Origin of the sequence: Sphingomonas sp. IW22 (assembly GCF_041321155.1) — a bacterium.
GTDB lineage: Bacteria > Pseudomonadota > Alphaproteobacteria > Sphingomonadales > Sphingomonadaceae > Sphingomonas.
Genome location: NZ_JBGGWB010000001.1, coordinates 834,620 through 852,145 on the forward strand (window position 1 = coordinate 834,620; position 17,526 = coordinate 852,145).

Annotated in this window: 19 protein-coding genes and 1 pseudogene; 6 read left to right on the plus strand and 14 right to left on the minus strand. The window is 65.9% G+C overall.

Annotation, left to right across the window (positions count from 1 at the left end):
* Positions 1–26: 26 nt before the first annotated feature.
* Positions 27–614, minus strand: coding sequence for an NADPH-dependent FMN reductase (locus ACAX61_RS04235; RefSeq protein ID WP_370713559.1), 588 nt, complete (start codon positions 612–614; stop codon positions 27–29).
* 403 nt (positions 615–1,017) lie between these two features.
* Here ACAX61_RS04235 and ACAX61_RS04240 point away from each other — a divergent pair, with 403 nt between their 5' ends.
* Genes ACAX61_RS04240 through ACAX61_RS04250 form a run of 3 tightly spaced genes read left to right on the plus strand, consistent with a single transcriptional unit; the run spans position 1,018 to position 3,106 of the window.
* Positions 1,018–1,674 carry an HAD hydrolase-like protein gene (locus ACAX61_RS04240; RefSeq protein WP_370713560.1) on the plus strand — a complete coding sequence of 219 codons (657 nt, stop codon included), beginning with the start codon at positions 1,018–1,020 and terminating at the stop codon, positions 1,672–1,674.
* A 49-nt stretch (positions 1,675–1,723) separates the two neighbouring features.
* Positions 1,724–2,863, plus strand: a complete 1,140-nt coding sequence (gene tgt / locus ACAX61_RS04245) for a tRNA guanosine(34) transglycosylase Tgt (protein WP_370713561.1) — start codon at positions 1,724–1,726, stop codon at positions 2,861–2,863.
* Positions 2,864–2,896: 33 nt separating this feature from the next.
* Complete coding sequence (locus tag ACAX61_RS04250) at positions 2,897–3,106, plus strand: hypothetical protein (protein WP_370713562.1); 210 nt, start codon at positions 2,897–2,899, stop codon at positions 3,104–3,106.
* Between the two features lie 44 nt (positions 3,107–3,150).
* On the opposite strand, the gene ACAX61_RS04255 is transcribed toward ACAX61_RS04250, so the two are convergent.
* The 10 genes from ACAX61_RS04255 to ACAX61_RS04300 all read right to left on the minus strand — a co-directional run bounded on the left by ACAX61_RS04255 (position 3,151) and on the right by ACAX61_RS04300 (position 11,890).
* A complete protein-coding gene (locus ACAX61_RS04255; RefSeq protein WP_370713563.1) occupies positions 3,151–4,665 on the minus strand; it encodes a M56 family metallopeptidase in 1,515 nt (504 codons plus the stop codon).
* Positions 4,662–5,030 (minus strand): BlaI/MecI/CopY family transcriptional regulator, encoded by a 369-nt coding sequence (locus ACAX61_RS04260; protein WP_370713564.1) that lies wholly within the window; start codon positions 5,028–5,030, stop codon positions 4,662–4,664. Before ACAX61_RS04260 ends, ACAX61_RS04255 begins: the two co-directional genes overlap by 4 nt.
* A gap of 257 nt (positions 5,031–5,287) precedes the next feature.
* Positions 5,288–6,592: a glycosyltransferase gene (locus tag ACAX61_RS04265; RefSeq protein ID WP_370713565.1), complete on the minus strand. Its 1,305-nt coding sequence runs from the start codon at positions 6,590–6,592 to the stop codon at positions 5,288–5,290.
* 41 nt (positions 6,593–6,633) lie between these two features.
* Positions 6,634–6,969 (minus strand): Grx4 family monothiol glutaredoxin, encoded by a 336-nt coding sequence (grxD, locus tag ACAX61_RS04270; protein ID WP_370713566.1) that lies wholly within the window; start codon positions 6,967–6,969, stop codon positions 6,634–6,636.
* Positions 6,970–6,975: 6 nt separating this feature from the next.
* Positions 6,976–7,212, minus strand: coding sequence for a BolA family protein (locus ACAX61_RS04275; protein ID WP_370713567.1), 237 nt, complete (start codon positions 7,210–7,212; stop codon positions 6,976–6,978).
* Positions 7,213–7,215: 3 nt separating this feature from the next.
* The gene (locus ACAX61_RS04280) at positions 7,216–7,539 is read right to left on the minus strand and encodes a DUF1476 domain-containing protein (protein WP_370713568.1); all 324 of its coding nucleotides are present in this window, start codon (positions 7,537–7,539) and stop codon (positions 7,216–7,218) included.
* 80 nt (positions 7,540–7,619) lie between these two features.
* A complete protein-coding gene (locus tag ACAX61_RS04285) occupies positions 7,620–8,618 on the minus strand; it encodes an NADPH:quinone oxidoreductase family protein (protein WP_370713569.1) in 999 nt (332 codons plus the stop codon).
* Positions 8,581–9,213, minus strand: a complete 633-nt coding sequence (gene leuD, locus ACAX61_RS04290) for a 3-isopropylmalate dehydratase small subunit (RefSeq protein ID WP_370713570.1) — start codon at positions 9,211–9,213, stop codon at positions 8,581–8,583. The genes ACAX61_RS04285 and leuD overlap by 38 nt, the downstream gene beginning before the upstream one ends.
* Positions 9,214–9,439: 226 nt before the next feature.
* Positions 9,440–10,879 (minus strand): 3-isopropylmalate dehydratase large subunit, encoded by a 1,440-nt coding sequence (gene leuC, locus ACAX61_RS04295; RefSeq protein WP_370713571.1) that lies wholly within the window; start codon positions 10,877–10,879, stop codon positions 9,440–9,442.
* A gap of 54 nt (positions 10,880–10,933) precedes the next feature.
* On the minus strand, positions 10,934–11,890 hold the full coding sequence (locus tag ACAX61_RS04300; protein ID WP_370713572.1) for an NAD-dependent epimerase/dehydratase family protein: 957 nt from the start codon (positions 11,888–11,890) through the stop codon (positions 10,934–10,936).
* A gap of 100 nt (positions 11,891–11,990) precedes the next feature.
* Here ACAX61_RS04300 and ACAX61_RS04305 point away from each other — a divergent pair, with 100 nt between their 5' ends.
* Together ACAX61_RS04305 and ACAX61_RS04310 are read left to right on the plus strand one after the other, a co-directional pair.
* Complete coding sequence (locus ACAX61_RS04305; protein ID WP_370713573.1) at positions 11,991–13,502, plus strand: S10 family peptidase; 1,512 nt, start codon at positions 11,991–11,993, stop codon at positions 13,500–13,502.
* 32 nt (positions 13,503–13,534) lie between these two features.
* Positions 13,535–14,035 carry a cupin gene (locus tag ACAX61_RS04310; RefSeq protein WP_370713574.1) on the plus strand — a complete coding sequence of 167 codons (501 nt, stop codon included), beginning with the start codon at positions 13,535–13,537 and terminating at the stop codon, positions 14,033–14,035.
* Here ACAX61_RS04310 and ACAX61_RS04315 read toward each other — a convergent pair.
* The 3 genes from ACAX61_RS04315 to ACAX61_RS04325 are packed head-to-tail and all read right to left on the minus strand — an operon-like array spanning position 14,011 to position 16,228.
* Positions 14,011–14,658: a CoA transferase subunit B gene (locus ACAX61_RS04315; protein WP_370713575.1), complete on the minus strand. Its 648-nt coding sequence runs from the start codon at positions 14,656–14,658 to the stop codon at positions 14,011–14,013. The two genes, ACAX61_RS04310 and ACAX61_RS04315, sit on opposite strands and share 25 nt — an antisense overlap.
* Positions 14,658–15,524 carry an HAD family acid phosphatase gene (locus tag ACAX61_RS04320; protein WP_370713576.1) on the minus strand — a complete coding sequence of 289 codons (867 nt, stop codon included), beginning with the start codon at positions 15,522–15,524 and terminating at the stop codon, positions 14,658–14,660. Before ACAX61_RS04320 ends, ACAX61_RS04315 begins: the two co-directional genes overlap by 1 nt.
* On the minus strand, positions 15,521–16,228 hold the full coding sequence (locus ACAX61_RS04325; RefSeq protein WP_370713577.1) for a CoA transferase subunit A: 708 nt from the start codon (positions 16,226–16,228) through the stop codon (positions 15,521–15,523). The genes ACAX61_RS04320 and ACAX61_RS04325 overlap by 4 nt, the downstream gene beginning before the upstream one ends.
* 178 nt (positions 16,229–16,406) lie before the next feature.
* On the opposite strand from ACAX61_RS04325, the pseudogene ACAX61_RS04330 reads away from it, so the two are divergent.
* Positions 16,407–17,489 (plus strand): annotated as a pseudogene (locus ACAX61_RS04330) (aspartyl/asparaginyl beta-hydroxylase domain-containing protein).
* Positions 17,490–17,526 lie beyond the last annotated feature (37 nt).

The following is a 17,526-nucleotide window of genomic DNA, read 5'->3' on the forward strand; positions in this document are numbered from 1 at the left end:
GCGTGCGCCAGCGCCAGCGGCGATGTTCAATAAGGCGGATCGACCTTTGCCCGCTGCGCCGCTGCCGCTTCGACCCACCATTCCAGATCGGCAGCGAATCGCGGAAAGGCCCGTTCCAGCGCCGCGCCACCATCCCCGGTGGGCGCGCCCTTGTCGTCCAGCGCCGCGCCGATCTGACCGACCGACAGCGTGGACGACACCACCACCATCCCCATTTCCGACAGGGTACCGTGCCAAGCCGTCGCCGCACGTGCGCCTGCCAGCCGCCCCGCCGAATAACTCGCGATCGCGGCCGGGCGCCAATACCAATGTTCGAGGAAATGGTCGGTCAGGTTCTTCAGGCCGGGCTGAACGCCCCAATTATATTCGCCGGTAACGAACACGAATCCGTCCGCGCCCTCGATCTTCGCGGCAAGCTCCGCCATGGCGGGCGGCGCTTCGCCGGGAGCATATTCCTTGAACATGCGGTCCAGCATCGGCAGACCGACAGCCTTGGCGTCGATCAGCTCGACGTCGTGCCCCCGCTCTGCCAGCGATGCGACCAGATAATCGGCCAGCCGGATGCCCATCCGGTCCCGGCGATAAGAGCCATAGAAAACCAGCAATCGCACCATCGCACTTCTCCAGAAATGAAAGAGGCTGCCGACCCCCCGCCGTTGGGGGATCGACAGCCTCCGACATGGTCAGCGGCCGGAGTGTCCGACGCGGGGAGACCATGCGGGCCGCGCAACTGCGGCTAATGAAGGCGTTGATTGGGAAAGGATTTTCCCCGCCTTCACGCCGTCAGCCTGTTAGCGGCGCGTCTCCCGAACGAACTGAACCGACCTCTTTGCTGAACCATGAGACATCGGATCACCTCCTTTCGCTGGTTGAAGAACGAGTGTGGCCGGGGCCACGAGCATAGATGTGAGACATGAAGGGGTGTAAGACAAGTCTTGTAATGCACGGCGATTTTCACGATCCTCGACCGCCTTGCGCCGCTTGCGCCGATCCGACGGCTTCGCCAAACCTGATGCGGTGTCAGACACCCCATCGCCCGCACCGGTCCGCCTGGTCATCTTCGATTTCGATGGCACCTTGTCGGACAGCGGCCAGTGGTTTCTGGGCATCCTCGACCATCTCGCGCAACGCTATCGCTTTCGCACGGTCGAGCCGCATGAGGTGGAGACGCTGCGCGGCTGGCCGACGCGCGACGTGATCCGCCATCTGGGCATCCCGGCATGGAAGCTGCCGTTCATCGCACGCTACACCCGCACACTGTTCGCGCTGCACACGCATGAGGTGTCGTTGTTCGACGGCATCACCGAAATGCTGGCCGCCCTGGACCATGCGGGGATCAGGCTGGCGCTGGTCAGTTCCAACGCCGAAATCAACGCGCGCCGCATTTTGGGGCCGGAAAATGCCCGCCGGATCGCGATCTGGGAATGCGCCTCCTCCCTCTACGGCAAGGCGCCGCGCTTTCGGCGGGTGTTGCGCCGCGCAGGCGTGGCCCCGGGCGAAGTGCTGGCGATCGGCGACGAAACCCGCGATATCGAGGCGGCGCGGCGATGCGGCATCCGCGCGGGCGCCGTCGGCTGGGGCTATGCCCATCCAAGCGCGCTGTCGGCACTGGCCCCCGACATCAGCTTTGCCAGCCCGTCTGCCGTCACCGATCTGCTGGTCGGCAGGCAATAGCGCCTCACCGCTTGGCAAGGGCGCGCCGACACGGCATTGAGCCTGCCCCATGCCACCCCGCTTTGCCTTTACCGTCCATGCCACCGATGGCCGTGCGCGCCTTGGTGAGATCGCGATGCGTCGCGGCACCATTCGCACGCCCGCCTTCATGCCCGTCGGCACCGCCGCCACCGTGAAGGCGATGAAGCCGTCGGACGTGCGCGCGACCGGCGCCGACATTCTGCTCGGCAATACCTATCACCTGATGCTGCGGCCCACGGCGGAACGGGTGGACCGGCTGGGGGGGCTGCACGGCTTCATGGGCTGGGACCGCCCGATCCTGACCGACTCCGGCGGCTATCAGGTGATGAGCCTGGCGGAACTGACCAAGCGCAGCGAGGAGGGCGTGGCGTTCAAGAGCCACCTTGACGGGTCGCGCCACCTGATCAGCCCCGAACGCTCAATGGAGATCCAGCGGCTGCTGGGCAGCGACATCGTGATGGCCTTCGACGAACTGGTGCCCACCACCTCGACGCGGGAGGTGCAGGCCGCTGCCATGGAACGCTCGATGCGCTGGGCACGCCGCAGCCGCGACGCGTTCGACGCGGGCGGCGCGCATGCCGAGGGAGCGGCGCTGTTCGGCATCCAGCAGGGCGCACTGGACGAAGGCTTGCGGAAGTCGTCTGCCGACGCGCTGAAGGACATCGGCTTTGACGGTTATGCCGTCGGCGGTCTCGCCGTGGGCGAAGGGCAGGAAGCAATGTTCGGCGTGCTGGATTACGCGCCGGGTCAGCTCGATGCCGCCAAGCCGCGCTACTTGATGGGCGTGGGCAAGCCTGACGACATTGTCGGCGCGGTCGAACGCGGCATCGACATGTTCGATTGCGTGCTGCCAACGCGTTCGGGCCGCACCGGACAGGCGTTTACCCGCCAAGGCCCGATCAACATCCGCAACGCCCGCTTTGCCGAGGATCAGGGACCGCTGGACCCGCGCTGCCCCTGCCCCGTCTGCGGTCAGTTCAGCCGCGCTTATCTGCACCATCTGGTCCGGGCGGGCGAAATTCTGGGCGCGATGCTGATGACCGAGCATAATCTGTGGTTTTATCAAACGCTGATGGCGGACCTGCGCGCGGCGATCGGCGCAGGCACGCTGGCCAGCTTCGCCAACGATTTCCGCCGTGATTATGCCGGGGAGCGGGCGACGGCCTGATGCGTTGACGCGAACGGAGAGAGGGAAAGCGAAATGGCAGACACCGAAGACACCCCGGACAACGAGATCATGGCCGCGGCCAAGGACGCCAAGGACCGCCGATCCGCGACCGACGCGAACCCGCCGCTCCCGTCCGAGAGCAAGCGGTGGCCGATCGCGACCGTGGCTGGCATCGGCATCGGCTCGGCAGCGCTTGCGGCTGCACTGATCTATACCAACCGCGGCGGCCGCAAGAAGGACTGACACGCCAAATTTCCGGGCCGGGGCGTTCCCCCCGGCCCCGCCCTTCATTCGGCGGCAGCGTCCGCCTCAACCTCCCGCAATGCTTCGTCCAGCCCGGCCAGCGCAGCCTCACGCTGCGCATCGGTCAGATGTGGATTGCCGACAATCGCCGCGCGCGCGCCGCGGATCGATGCGCGCGCAATCGCGATGCCCTTTACCCCCGACACCATTGCAAGCTGTTCGGCCCGGTGGGCATGACGCTCGGCAAGCTCGGCCTGGCGTTCGGCGGTAGCGGCGCGCCGCTCAATGCGATCGCGGCACAGGGTGGCGCTGACCACTCGGCCTGTTGCATCGTCGCGCTTGACGATGCTGACGGGCCCCTCACCGCCACAAATGACGCTCCGCACTTCGGGCACGCGCACTGCGGCAGCCGCACGACCCGCTGCCTCCGCCCGCCAGCGTGCATCGGCGACCAACCGATCGACCTCGGCGGGAGCAATCGGCTTCTCCGTCCGGACGAGCACGGTGCGGCCCTGCTTGCCTGTACGAACCTCGGTCACCGATGGCTCGGGCGGCGCGGGCGGCGTGATTTGCGGCAATGCGGGCATCTTGATCGCGTCGATCGCGATGCCGGTATGATCCTCGACCTTTTCCTTCATCGTCTCCGCAGCGCGGGTACCCGATGCCGTTAGCGCCAGCGCGGCCAGCGCCATTCCCGCGATACCGGCAGCACCGGCACCGCGCCGGGCGAGCGAGGGTCGTTCGTGACGGGTCAACATCCGCAGCCTCCCTTTGATCTCGTTGACGGTGTGCAGGTGACAGGCGGCGGATACCGCGCCGCCATGCGCGCTCTTCACAATGGCGCGCCCATAAGCGTGGCGCAGCGCCCGCTGGCGACCGCTGAGCACCAGCGCGTCGCAGGCCATTTCCTGATCCGCGCGAAAGGCCCGAAAGGCACGCCACGCCAGGGGATTGAACCAGTGGACAGCCAACACCGTCAGCGCGATCCAGTTGGCGAGCAGATCGCCGCGCGCATGGTGGCCCAGCTCATGCGCCAGTGCCAGATCGCGCTCCAGATCGTCGTAACGGTCGGCGAAATCGGCGGGAAAGGCGACATATTTGCGCCACACGCCAAAGGCGAGCGGCCCGGCGGCGGCGCTGCTTTCGATCATCGTGACATTGCCAGCCGCCAGCACCTGGCGCGAGCGCGCCGCACCGCGAAGCCGCGCGCAGAAACGGTGATAGGCAATCATGTGCCAACCGATGAACGCCAGCGCACCCAGCGCCCAGATGATCAGCACCACCGTTGGCCAGCCCAGCCCCTGTTCGGGCGTGGCGGGCAGCACGGCGACGGGCTCTCCCAGATACAGCGTCAGGTCGGCAGGCACCGGCAGCGCGGGCATCGCCTGTCCCCGCCACGCTTCCGGCAAGGGGGGCAGCAACATGCGAAGCACCGGCAGCGACCACAGCGCATAAGCGATCTGCGGCCCCACGGCGCGGCGCACCGGCGCGCGCAGAACAAGCACCAGCGCCATTAGCAGCGTCGATGCGATCAGCGTTTCAATAGCCCATCCGATCATTGCTTCAGCTCCCGCAGCAATGCTTCGATCTCGGCGATGTCGTCGTCGCTCAGTTCGTCGCGCTCAGCCAGATGCGCGACCAGCGGCGTCAGGCGCCCGCCAAACAGCCGGTCGATAAGCTTTCGCGACTCGCCCGACACATAATCCTCACGCGCAACCATAGGGCGATAGCGGTAGCGACGCCCATCCTCTTCGTGCGCGATGATGTTCTTGCCCAGCAGACGGCCGAGCAGCGTCTTGACGGTGTTGACGCTCCAGTCGCGCGTGGGCGGGATGCGTTCGGCCACTTCCTGCGCCGTCAGCGGGCTTTCATCCCACAACACTTCCATGACGGCATGTTCGGCATCGCTGATTCGTTCGGTCATCGCTTACCTCCGACTACGGATGTAATCGCTCCGATTACGCTTGTAGTCAAGCGGCAGCGATCCCTGTCGGGCTATTTTACAGCGGATGTCGATCCGGATGACGGATTAACCCTTGCACCGGGCGCAGATCGGCGCTTCCTTCGGTCTGGCACGCGCCATGCAACATGGGCTGTGTTCCGATGCGTCTGGTCCGACGCTTCAAGACAGGGCGGGCCGCCTTTCTCCATGACGGCCCGCCCTACCCGGAAAAGCGCTGATCAGGCCGTAGCCATATCCGCCGACAGCATCGGCCGGCCCGATGCAAAGCGGCTCGCGCGGCGGCGTTCCACACGGTCGGCGCTGACGGCCAGCGCGTTGGGATAAACCTCGTCGAACAGCCGCTGGAAGGTGCGCGTCCAGCCATAGCGGGCGGCGACCATGTCGCGAGCCGCCTGTCCCATGCCACGCGGATCACTGGCCCAAACACGCGCAACATTGTCCGCCATCGTCGCCACATCGTCGACCGGGCCCAGCAGCCCCATCCCCGCCGGAACCCGGTCAGGCATGGCCCCGCCGCTGACGCCAACGACGGGCAGGCCGGAAGCCTGCGCCTCCAGCACCGAAACGCCGAACGTCTCGTCCGCCATGGCAGAGACATAGATGTCCGATGACGCCAGCGCGCGGGCCAGTTCGGCGCGGTCCTTTTCAAAACCGGGAAAGGCGATGGGCAAACCGCGGGCAGCCTCCGTCAGCGGGGCGCGCAGCTTGCCGTCACCGATCAGCACCATCGCAGCGTCAAGTTCAGGCGGCAGGCGGCGGAACATCGCAACCAGCCGGTCGGCACGCTTTTCATTGTCGATGCGCCCGGCATAGGCCAGCAACGGCCCCCTGCCCTGCGGCAAGCCCAGTTCCGCACGATACCCCGGATCCCGGCGCGTCGGGCAGAACAGCGCCGTATCGACGCCCAGCGGCAGTACCGATGTCTGATGGATGCCCCGCGCAGCCAGCGGCACGCGTGCAGCTTCGCTCAACGTGTAGACCCAGTCGAACTCGCGATAGGTGATTTCGGCGTAGCCATAGGACAGCCAGCGAAAGCCCCGGCCCAGCCGCTCACCGAATTTCTCTGCCGCCACGCGATAGACGTGCGCATTGGGAAAATCGGTGCGATAGCCCGCGACCAGCGCGGTGTCGGGAAAGGCGCGGCGATGCCGGATCGCCGTCCAAGGCAGCACCCATGGACACAGCGACTCGATAATGTCGGGTCGATATTGCGCCAGCAACGCCCGCACCACGCCGGTACGCAGGATGAAGCGGTAATTGGGGCTGCCACGCACCGGATCGGCGCCGACCTCGGCAAAGATATGGCGCCCTTCGACCGTCACACGATCTTCAGGCCCCGGCACGATCTGGATCAGGTGGTGCGGCGTTTCGCGCAGCACATAATCGCGCTTCTCGCGCAGATAGGTGCTGATTCCCCCGCCGCCGGCCGGGGAATAGCTTTGCGTCAGGTCGCAAAGGACCAGCGGCGCGCCCACGCGCAACCGATCGCCCGCCGCAAGCGCGGCGCTGGTCGTCTGGAGCATCGGCGCCCCTTATCCTTTACTGTCGCGCGATGCCCCGCCGGTCAGGCCGCCGGCTGTGCGCCGCCTGTTTCACCCAACAGCGTCTTCAACTCACCCGACTCATACATTTCCATCATGATGTCCGAGCCGCCGACAAATTCACCCTTCACATAAAGCTGGGGGATCGTCGGCCAGTCGCTGAACGCCTTGATGCCCTGTCGGATGCCCTGATCCTGCAGCACGTCGACGCTTTCGAATTCGGCGCCGAGATGGTTCAGGATCGCCACCGCACGGCTGGAAAAGCCGCATTGCGGGAACAGCGGGCTGCCCTTCATGAACAGGACGACGTCATTGCCGTCGACGATTTCGCGGATGCGGGTCTGAGCCTCGTCGGTCATGTCACTTTACTCCTTGGGGGCGGCGGTGGTGAGCTGGAGCGCGTGGAGCACGCCGCCCATGCGCCCGCCCAGCGCCGCATAAACCGTCTGATGCTGCTTTACGCGCGTCAGCCCATGAAAGCGTGCGGACACGACATGGGCGGCATAATGATCGCCGTCGCCGGCAAGATCCGTGATCGTCACCTCGGCATCGGGCAGTTCGGCGCGGATCAGCGCCTCGATCTCTTCGGCGGCCATCGGCATGGGTCAGGGCGCCTCAATCAACTGACGACGCGCTTCGACCGTCTGGTCCTCAAGCGCCTTGCGGACGGCGCCCTCGTCAACCTCGACATTGGCAGCGATCAGATCGCCGTACAGCTTGCGCACGACATCGTCGTCGCCGGTCTCCTCGAAATCGGCCTGCACGACCGCCTTTGCATAAGCCTCGGTTTCTTCGGGAGTCAGCTTCATCAGGCCAGCCGCCCATTGTCCGAGCAGTCGGTTGCGACGCGCGATCACGCGAAATGCAACTTCCTCGTCCCGCGCGAACTTCGCCTCGAACGCCCGCTCGCGATCCTCGAACATGGTCATCTGGTCCCGATCCCCTTCGTCTATATTCCGTGGCGAGGGAGATAGGGGGGCAGTTGCGCGCGCGCAACGGGCGTCGCGGTTCAGTCGATTTCGACCACGACCTTTCCGACCACTTCGCGTGTCGTCAGCGCGGCAATCGCGTCACCGCCCTTGGCCAACGGATACCGGCGGGTGACGCGCGGGGCGATACGGCCGGCGGACCATAGTTCGAACAATCGCGCCACATGCGCTGCATTCGCCGCCGGGTCGCGCGCGGCAAAGGCGCCCCAGAACACCCCGCACACGTCACAGCTTTTCAGAAGCGTCAGGTTGAGCGGCAGTCGCGGGATACCGGCGGGAAAGCCGACGACCAGGTAACGACCCTCCCACCCGATCGCGCGCAGGGCTGGTTCGGCATAGTCGCCGCCCACCGGGTCATAGATGACATCGGCACCGCGCGGTCCCACCGCAGCCTTGAACTGTTCGGTCAGCGCACGCGCACCATCCTTGTCGAACGGGCCGCGTGGATAGATGATGACGTCATCGGCACCCGCATCGCGCGCCGCTGCCGCTTTCTCCCCTGACGAAACCGCGCCGATCACGCGCGCGCCCATCGCCTTGCCCAGTTCGATGGCGGCCAGCCCCACACCGCCCGCCGCGCCGAGCACCAGCAATGTCTGCCCGGCTGACAGACGCCCACGATCGGCCAGCGCATGGATGGTGGTGGCATAGGTGAGCAGCAGCGCCGCGCCATCGGCAAAGTCGCGCTCGTCCGGCAGACGATTCAGCCGCGCGGCATCGACCGCTACCCGCTCCGCCAGCCCGCCATGCCCGATGACGGCGATGACCCGGTCGCCGACTGTCCAGCCTTCGACACCATCGCCCACGGCGTCGATCACGCCCGCAATCTCGCCGCCGGGCGAAAAGGGGCGCGGCGGTTTGAACTGATACCGGTCCTCGATGATCAGGACGTCGGGATAATTGATCGCACAGGCCCGAACCGCCACGATCACCTGCCCCGCACCCGGCGACGGATCGGGCAGGTCGGCCAGTTCCAGAGTTTCAGGTCCGCCCGGCGCCCTCGACAGCAATGCCTTCATTCCGGCTTCCTCCCGCGATCCACGGGCGGCTCTGTTCAACGGCCGCCTCGAAATTCGAAATTGCGGTATCTTTTGCCAGCGTGATGCCGATTTCGTCCAGCCCTTCCATCAGGCACTGTCGGCGAAACGCGTCCATGTCGAACGGGAAGCGATCCTGAAACGGCGTGGTGACCGTCATGTTCTCAAGATCAACGCTGATCGCCACGCCCTGACGCGCGACTTCCACCAACCGGTCGATCGCTTCCTGTGGCAGGACGACGGGCACGATCCCGTTCTTGATCGCATTACCCGAAAAAATGTCGGAATAGCTGGGCGCGACGATCGCACGCACGCCCATGTCGTCCAGCGCCCAGGCGGCGTGTTCGCGGCTGGACCCGCACCCGAAATTCTCTCCGGCGATCAGGATCGGGCTGCCCGCATAATCGGGGTCGTCGAAGATATTGCCCGGTTCCCGCCGCAACGCTTCGAACGCGCCCTTGCCCAGGCCTTCGCGAGTCACGGTTTTCAGCCAATGGGCCGGAATGATGATGTCGGTGTCGATATTCTTGGCGCCAAACGGATAGGCGCGGCCCTCGACACGGGTTACGGCTCGCATGCTCAAACTCCCCAGCCGGATGAACGGATGATCGCGCGCGGAAACGACGCCCCCCGCCCCCGCCGGGCAGCGAAGGTCAGCGCGTGGCGGCAACCGGGGCCGCGTCGGCGCGCGGCGCGGCCGATACGGCATAGGCGGCGGCAAGACCGCTCAGGACTGTGCCGGTCACCAGCAAAATCATCACTCGACGCATTAAATCGACCCTCCCCAGGGATTTGCCCGGTCGTCATTCGCCCGCCACCAATTCGCGCACGTCGGTCAGCCGCCCCGTCACCGCTGCCGCCGCCGCCATTGCGGGCGATACCAGATGCGTTCGCGCACCCGGTCCCTGCCGTCCTACAAAATTGCGATTCGAAGTGGAAGCGCATCTCTCGCCCGCGGGCACCTTGTCGGGGTTCATCGCCAGACACATCGAACAGCCCGGTTCGCGCCATTCGAAACCCGCTTCGGTAAAGATGCGGTCCAACCCCTCCGCCTCGGCCTGCCGCTTGACCAGGCCGGAGCCGGGCACGATCAGCGCCTGACGGATGCGGTCGGCCACGCGGCGGCCCCGCACCACGGCGGCGGCGGCGCGCAGATCCTCGATCCGGCTGTTGGTGCAGCTGCCGATGAACACATGCTCGATGGCGACATCCTGCATCCGTGTACCGGGCGTCAGGCCCATATAGTCCAGCGACTTGCGCGCCGCAGCCTGTTTCGACGGGTCGGCAAAGCTTTCGGGTTCGGGCACCACGCCGGTGATCGGCACCACATCCTCAGGGCTGGTGCCCCAGGTCAGCGACGGTGCGATTGCGCTGCCATCCAGCACCACGCGCTTGTCGTACACCGCACCCACATCGGTCGGCAGCGTCCGCCAATAGGCGACGGCGCGGTCCCAATCGTCACCCGTCGGGGCCATTGGCCGCCCCTTCAGATAGGCATAGGTCGTGTCGTCCGGCGCGATCAGCCCGGCGCGAGCGCCGCCCTCGATCGACATGTTGCTGATGGTCAGCCGCCCTTCGACCGACAGCGCGCGAATGACCTCGCCCGTATATTCGATGACATGGCCGGTGCCGCCCGCCGCGCCGATATGGCCGATTATCGCCAGCACCACGTCCTTGGCCGACACGCCAAAGCCCAGCGTGCCGTCGACGCGCACTTCCATCGTTTTCGATTGCTGGAGCAGCAGCGTCTGCGTCGCCAGCACATGCTCCACCTCGCTGGTGCCGATGCCGAACGCCAGCGCGCCCAAGGCGCCATGGGCAGAGGTGTGGCTGTCGCCGCAGACCAGCGTCGTGCCGGGCAGCGTAAAGCCCTGCTCCGGCCCGACGACATGGACGATGCCCTGTTCGGCGTCGGTCGCACCGATATAACGAATGCCGAAATCGGCGGTGTTGCGCTCCAACGCCTCAAGCTGCTGCGCGCTTTGCGGATCGGCAATGGGAAGGCGCCGTCCAGCGGCATCGACCCGCGCCGTCGTTGGCAGATTATGGTCCGGCACCGCCAGCGTCAGCTCGGGGCGACGCACCTTCCGCCCGGCCGCGCGCAGCGCGCCAAAGGCTTGCGGACTGGTGACTTCATGCACCAGATGCCGGTCGATATAGATGAGGCAGGTGCCGTCATCGCGCCGTTCGACGACGTGGTCGGCCCAGATCTTCTCGTAAAGCGTCAGGGGTTTGCTAGCCATGATCCGCGCGCACTTAACCTTTTCGGTCGCCAACGCAACCCGCTGAGTAATTTTCTAACCCCGGATTTCCTTCGGCGATTGGTAATGCGCGTCATGGACGAAGGGCATTGGCCGGTCCTCCGCCAGCGCATTCAGGATGGCGGCAAAGTCGGTTTGACAGCGAAAGCCCAGCGCCCGCTCGATCGCGCCGGCGTCGTAAACACGCCCGATCCGATCCGCCAGTTTCCAGCCGCGCGCCGCATATAGCGCCGCCGCCTGCGGAAAACGCCGCGCGATCACTGCGGCAGCATTCTGGCGCAGCGCACGCACATCGCGCCGGTCGAACGGCGTCGGCGCGCTGACGATATAGCTGCCGAACCCGATCTGCGGCGCGTTCTCCAGCGCGGCGAGGTGCGCGGCGGCGGCATCCCCCACCGTCAGGCGGCGGTGCAGGAACTCGTTCGCCTTCATATTCTCGCCCGACAGCGCGCGGTGCGTGTCGTCTTCTTCAGGAAAAAAGCGGGCGGTGCGAAGCACGATGCTCGCCAGCCCATGTTCGGCATGGAACAACCGGCAAAGCTGTTCGGCGGCCAGTTTGGTCACGCCATAGATGTTGCGCGGCGCGAGCGGCCCGAAATCCTCGTCCAGCCACGCCGCCTCTGCCCCCGCCTCGTCGCGAACGGCCTGTGAGATCATCAGAGAAGTCGTGGAGGTAAAGACGAAACGATCATGCCCCGCCATCCGCGCCGCTTCCAGCAGGTTCAGCGTGCCCGTGACGTTCACATCGATGAACGCCTGTGTGTCATATCGCGCGATGTCGGGCTTATGCAGCGCGGCGGCATGGATCACCGCCTCGATCCCGCGATCGGCAAAGGCGCGGTAGATTGCCGTGCGGTCGGCCACGCTGCCGATGATCTGGGTCTCCGCGCCGGGGGCGATATCAAGGCCGGTGACAACATGCCCCGCACCACGCAGCATGGGGGCAAGGTGGCGGCCAAGCCACCCCGACGAACCGGTCAACAGGATACGCATGATGCGGCCCTAGGCGGATTATCCTGCTTTCGCAAAATGCTGCACTTGCGGGGACGGGCCGGAACGATAGAGTTCCGGGGCAAAAGGGGGATTATTACCGATGTCGCTTCGCTCGCTCGCCACCTGTCTGTGCGCCCTGGCGCTGACCGCGCCTGCCATGGCCCAGGAAAAGCCCGCTGACCCGGTCGCAGAGGCCCCGGCCATTCCGCCGCCCGTGGTGTCCGAAACGCGCCACAGCGGTACGTTCGGCGGCACACGCATCGCCTATCGCGCGATCGCGGGCGACACGTATCTGAAGGACAAGGACGGCAAGCCGCTCGCCTCGATCACGTCCTACAGCTATATCAAGGAAGGGCAGGTCGACCCGAACCGCCCGGTCACGTTCCTTTGGAATGGAGGCCCCGGATCGGGTTCGCTGTGGCTGCAGATGGGCGCTTTCGGTCCCAAGCGCGTCGTGATCCCGTCGGACGCGCGCGACGATGGCGCCCCGCCCTATCCGATCATCGACAATGCCGAATCGCTGCTGGACGTAACCGACCTGGTGTTCATCGATCCCGTGGGCACGGGCTTCAGCCGCGCGCTGGGCAAGACCGATCCCAAGGATTATTGGGGCGTGACCAAGGACGCAAAGTCGATGGCGCAGTTCATCCGGCTATGGCTGAACCAGCATGGCCGCTGGAACGCGCCCAAGTTCATCGGGGGCGAAAGCTATGGCACCACGCGTTCGGCGGCGGTAATCAAGGAGCTTGAGGGCAGCTATACCGATGTCTCGATCAACGGCATCATCCTGATCTCCTCGATCCTCGATTTCAGCCAAGCGGCCGACACGCCGGGCAACGAACTGGGCTATGTTACCAACCTGCCATCGATGGCGGCGACGGCCTGGTATCATGACAAGGTGGCGGACAAGCCAGCCACGGTCGAGGCATTTGTGAACGAAGCGCGCGCCTTTGCCATCGGCCCCTATGCAGCGGCATTGCTAAAGGGCAATTCGCTTACCGATCAGGAACGCCAGTCGATCCTGCCGCAACTCTCGCGCTTTACCGGCGTCAGCCAGGCCTATCTGCGCAATGCCGATCTGCGCCTGTCGCCCGGCCGCTTTTACAAGGAGCTGCTGCGGGATCGCGGCGTGGTCATCGGGCGGCTGGATACGCGCTATACCGGCCGCGATTATGACAATGCCGGGGAGACGCCCGACAACGACCCCAGCTTCTATGCGATCGACGGCGCCTATACCGCCGCGATGAACCAGTGGTCGCGTGAGGGGCTGAAATATTCGCCCGACCTGACCTATTCCTCGATCGGCGGGGTGCGCGACTGGGACTGGAACCTGGGCGAAGGGCCGCGCGGCGGATCGGGGTATCTGAATGTCGCGCCCTATATCGGCACGGCGCTGCGCGAAAACAGCGGGCTGCGCGTGTTTGTCGGCCAGGGTTATTATGACTTCGCCACGCCCTTTTTCGGCGCGGAATATTCGCTGAACCGCACCGGTATTCCAAATGACGGGCGGATCGCCTGGCATTATTACCACGCCGGCCACATGATGTATGTGCGCGAGGACGATCTGAAGAAATTGTCGTCGGACATTCGCGCTTTCATCCGCGCGCGCTGAACCGATCGGGCGGGTGGGTCGTTTGGACGGGCATGGCGCCCTTTCAACGCATCCACCTGTCCCCCGGTGACGAGATACCGAACAACCCCCAGCATCCGGTCCGCCTGTATCGCGGGGCGGTCGACGATCCGGACCCGGCATCCGCCCTTGAAGCGCTGTTCGCCGCCAATGGCTGGCCGCCGCAATGGCGCGACGGGGTGTTCGATTACCACCACTATCATTCGACCGCGCATGAAGTACTGGGCTGCTATGCGGGTCAGGCGACGCTGATGATCGGCGGACCGGACGGCGAAGCAATCGACCTGTCGCGCGGCGACGTGGTGATGCTGCCAGCGGGCACCGGACATAAGCGCGTGTCGGCGAGCGCCGATTTCGCCATCGTCGGCGCTTATCCGGCGGGACAGGACTGGGACATCGTGACCGATCCTGCCGACGACGCGATCCGGGCGCGCATCGCCGCCGTGCCCGTCCCCGAATGCGACCCGGTGACGGGCGCGGCGTTCAGCGGTCAGTCGGCCAGCGCGACCTCGTAACGGGCAGTCGTCTTCTCAGCGACTTCCTCCACCGTAACGCCGGGCGCCAGTTCGATCAGGCGGAACGGGCTGTCATGATCAGCGCGCTGGAACACCGCCAGATCGGTCACGATCATGTCGACGACGTTGCGGCCCGTCAGTGGCAGGGTGCATTCGGGAATGAATTTGGGGCTGCCGTCCTTGGCGACATGCTCCATCACCACGATGATCTTTTTGACGCCTGCGACCAAGTCCATGGCGCCGCCCATGCCCTTGATCATTTTGCCGGGGATCATCCAGTTGGCGATGTCGCCATTTTCGGCCACTTCCATCGCGCCCAGCACGGTCAGGTCGATATGGCCGCCCCGGATCATCGCAAAGCTGTCGGACGAGCTGAAATAGGCCGAATGCGGCAATTCGCTGATCGTCTGCTTGCCCGCATTGATCAGGTCGGCATCCTCTTCCCCCTCAACCGGAAAGGGACCGATGCCCAGCATCCCGTTTTCGGATTGCAGCGTGACGGTCAGCCCGTCGGGGATATGGTTCGCCACCAGCGTCGGGATGCCGATGCCCAGGTTCACATAAAAGCCATCGCGCAGTTCCGTGGCGGCGCGCGCGGCCATTTCGTCGCGGGTCCATGGCATCAGTCGGTCTCCTCTGGCGTCCAGCGCGTGTTGGCCGGGAACAGGTCGTCGAACGTCGCGCCTTCCCAGGCGCCGTAAAGCGAATTGGGGATCATGAACCAGCCCGCGCCCCATTTTGCGCGGATGGCAGGATTTTGCGCCAGCGCGCGGCGCGCCTGCACGGCCAGCCCCTTGTCGTTAAAGGCGTCGGCGAAATCGCCCAGATTGTCACCCGCCATCGCGATGACGCAGTAACGCGCGGCGATCGCGGCGCGGCGCGGGTCCTTGGCCGAACCGGGCGCGACATCGCCCTTCAGGAACAAAGTCTGCCCCGAAACCGCGCCGTCGATGCCGACCGACGCCAGCGCCGCCGCCGTCTGTTCCGCATGGATGCGGTCACGGTTGGAATTGAAGATCACTGTCACGCCAGCCGCGCGAATCTTGCGGATCGCCTCGACAACGCCCGGCACCGGCTCGACATGGTTCGCGCCGCCCGCTTCCCACGCGCTCCAGCGGGCGGGGTCGAACGGCGGATCGCCGCGACGGGCACTGTCGTAATTGGCGCCGCTGTTCAGCAGCACCGTTTCATCGACATCATAGACGACCGCGCGTGGGCCGGGACCGCACGGCGTCCAGCGCGGCGCGGCGGGGGTGGCACCATCGGCCAGCACCGCGCCCTCCACCGGGCCGCTTGCATGGGCGACGGCATAAGCGGCCATCGCGGCATGGGCCTGGGCAGACAGCACCGCTGCCTCCCCCGACCCCAGCAGCCAGCGATATTGCCGCCCCGGCTGAGCGGGCGCACCGCGAGAGGTCTCGACCGGCGGCGTCGTGGCACAGGCTGACAGCGCCAGTACCGCGACCCCCGCGACAAAGCGCATGGTCATGCTTCCTCACGCGCCCGAACGGTGCGGAACTCGATCTTCTTGTCGTACGGGCTGCCGACGATCATCCGCTTCACATAGATGCCCGGCAGGTGGATGTGATCGGGGTCGAGGCTGCCGACGGTCACCACTTCCTCCACCTCCGCCACGCACATATGGCTGGCCGTCGCCATCGGCTGGTTGAAATTGCGGGCAGTCTTGCGAAAGATCAGGTTGCCCATCTCGTCCGCTTTCCAGCCCTTGATGATCGACAGGTCGGCGACGATCCCGCGTTCCAGGATATATTCCTGCCCGTCGAACACCTTCACCTCCTTGCCCTCGGCCACTTTCGTGCCGACGCCGGTCTTGGTGTAGAAACCGGGAATCCCCGCCCCGCCCGCGCGGCACCGTTCGGCCAGCGTGCCCTGGGGACAGAACTCGACCTCCAGCTCGCCCGCCAGAAACTGGCGCTCGAATTCCTTGTTCTCACCCACATAGGAAGAGATCATCTTTTTGACCTGACGCGTGCGGAGCAGCTTGCCCAGCCCCTCCCCATCGATGCCCGCATTGTTGCTGGCGATGGTCAGATCCTTCACGCCCGAATCGCGAATCGCGTCGATCAGCCGTTCGGGAATGCCGCACAGGCCGAATCCGCCGGCACAGATGGTCATGCCGTCGTGCAGCAGCCCGTCGAGCGCCGCGGCGGCATTGGGATAGAGCTTCTGCACTGCGGGGCCTCCTGCTGTTTGTCGCGCCGGTGACTACAAAGCCCGCCGGGCGCGCGCAATCGCACAGATTGCCCGGCAGGCCGCCTTGCCTCTATCGTCGAGGGTGATGACCGGAACCGACTCCCTGCCCGCCGCCCTGTCGCTTGCCCGGTCGGGCGATGTGGCGGGCGCCCGCACGATGCTGACCCGCCTTGCCGCCGCCACGCCCGGAGAGCCGGATCCATGCCTGTTGCTGGCCGCAGTCGAACAGCGTGCGGGCCATGTCGATGCCGAACGCGCCGCGCTGGTGCAGGCGCTGCAACGGTCGCCGCGCCACTTGCCAGGGCTGCTGGCCCGTGCCGCGCTGGAGCGGCGACTGGGGGAGGATCGCGCCGCCGTCCGTTTCTATCGCACCGCGCTCGCCGTCGCGGCGCAAACGACGCCGCCCCCGCAATTGCGCGCCGCGATCGAGGATGCGACCCGATTTGTGGCCGAGGCCGGCACCCGCTTTGCCGCCACGCTGGAGGCAGCGATCGACAGTGCGGGGCTGAGCAAGGGAACGGTGCCGCCGCGCGTCCGCCAATCGGTGGAGATGCTGCTGGGGCGGCGTGAGCTGTATCTTCAGCAACCCTCGATGTTCTATTATCCGGGCCTGGCGCAGCGGGCCTTTTTCGAGCGTGACGAGTTCGAACGGTCCGAGGGAGTGGAGGCGGCGACCGGCGCGATCCAGGCCGAACTGGCGGCGCTGGTGCAGGATGGGCAAGCGTTCGCCCCTTATGTCCGCTCGATCCCCGATCAGCCCGCGCCCGCCAATCACCTGCTCGACAATCCCGATTGGGGCGCGGTCCATCTGTTCGAGGGCGGCTTGCCGCACCCCGTCCATGCCACGCGCTGCCCCGCGACCATGGTGGCGCTGGCGCTGGCGCCGCAACCCGCCATCGGCACGCGCTCGCCGATGGCGCTGTTTTCGCGGTTGAAACCCGGCACGCACATCCGCCCGCATCACGGCGTGTTCAACACCCGGCTGATCTGTCATCTGCCACTGATCGTGCCGCCCGGCTGCGGCATCCGCGTCGGCGCCGACACGCGCGAATGGCGGGTGGGTTAGCTGACCATCTTCGACGACAGTTTCGAGCATGAAGCGTGGAATCGCGGCGACAGCGATCGGGTGGTGCTGTTGTTCGAAATCTGGCGCCCCGACATCGCGGCAGAGGAGCGCGCGGCGCTGACCGCCCTGCTGGGCGCGGTCGAGAAACACGGGATCGCCGCCGACGCGGGATAGATTGCGCCGCACCACCGGGTTAGGAAGGGGCAAACGG

Excerpts from the sequence above, each read along its gene's own strand:
- leuD (WP_370713570.1), bottom strand. The coding sequence starts at position 9,213 with ATGCGAGCCGTAACCCGTGTCGAGGGCCGCGCCTATCCGTTTGGCGCC.
- ACAX61_RS04235 (WP_370713559.1), bottom strand. The coding sequence starts at position 614 with ATGGTGCGATTGCTGGTTTTCTATGGCTCTTATCGCCGGGACCGGATG.
- ACAX61_RS04250 (WP_370713562.1), top strand. The coding sequence starts at position 2,897 with ATGGCAGACACCGAAGACACCCCGGACAACGAGATCATGGCCGCGGCC.
- tgt (WP_370713561.1), top strand. The coding sequence starts at position 1,724 with ATGCCACCCCGCTTTGCCTTTACCGTCCATGCCACCGATGGCCGTGCG.
- ACAX61_RS04265 (WP_370713565.1), bottom strand. The coding sequence starts at position 6,592 with ATGCTCCAGACGACCAGCGCCGCGCTTGCGGCGGGCGATCGGTTGCGC.
- ACAX61_RS04255 (WP_370713563.1), bottom strand. The coding sequence starts at position 4,665 with ATGATCGGATGGGCTATTGAAACGCTGATCGCATCGACGCTGCTAATG.
- ACAX61_RS04280 (WP_370713568.1), bottom strand. The coding sequence starts at position 7,539 with ATGACCATGTTCGAGGATCGCGAGCGGGCGTTCGAGGCGAAGTTCGCG.
- ACAX61_RS04275 (WP_370713567.1), bottom strand. The coding sequence starts at position 7,212 with ATGCCGATGGCCGCCGAAGAGATCGAGGCGCTGATCCGCGCCGAACTG.
- ACAX61_RS04305 (WP_370713573.1), top strand. The coding sequence starts at position 11,991 with ATGTCGCTTCGCTCGCTCGCCACCTGTCTGTGCGCCCTGGCGCTGACC.
- ACAX61_RS04310 (WP_370713574.1), top strand. The coding sequence starts at position 13,535 with ATGGCGCCCTTTCAACGCATCCACCTGTCCCCCGGTGACGAGATACCG.
- ACAX61_RS04315 (WP_370713575.1), bottom strand. The coding sequence starts at position 14,658 with ATGCCATGGACCCGCGACGAAATGGCCGCGCGCGCCGCCACGGAACTG.
- ACAX61_RS04300 (WP_370713572.1), bottom strand. The coding sequence starts at position 11,890 with ATGCGTATCCTGTTGACCGGTTCGTCGGGGTGGCTTGGCCGCCACCTT.
- ACAX61_RS04260 (WP_370713564.1), bottom strand. The coding sequence starts at position 5,030 with ATGACCGAACGAATCAGCGATGCCGAACATGCCGTCATGGAAGTGTTG.
- ACAX61_RS04285 (WP_370713569.1), bottom strand. The coding sequence starts at position 8,618 with ATGAAGGCATTGCTGTCGAGGGCGCCGGGCGGACCTGAAACTCTGGAA.
- ACAX61_RS04320 (WP_370713576.1), bottom strand. The coding sequence starts at position 15,524 with ATGACCATGCGCTTTGTCGCGGGGGTCGCGGTACTGGCGCTGTCAGCC.
- leuC (WP_370713571.1), bottom strand. The coding sequence starts at position 10,879 with ATGGCTAGCAAACCCCTGACGCTTTACGAGAAGATCTGGGCCGACCAC.
- grxD (WP_370713566.1), bottom strand. The coding sequence starts at position 6,969 with ATGACCGACGAGGCTCAGACCCGCATCCGCGAAATCGTCGACGGCAAT.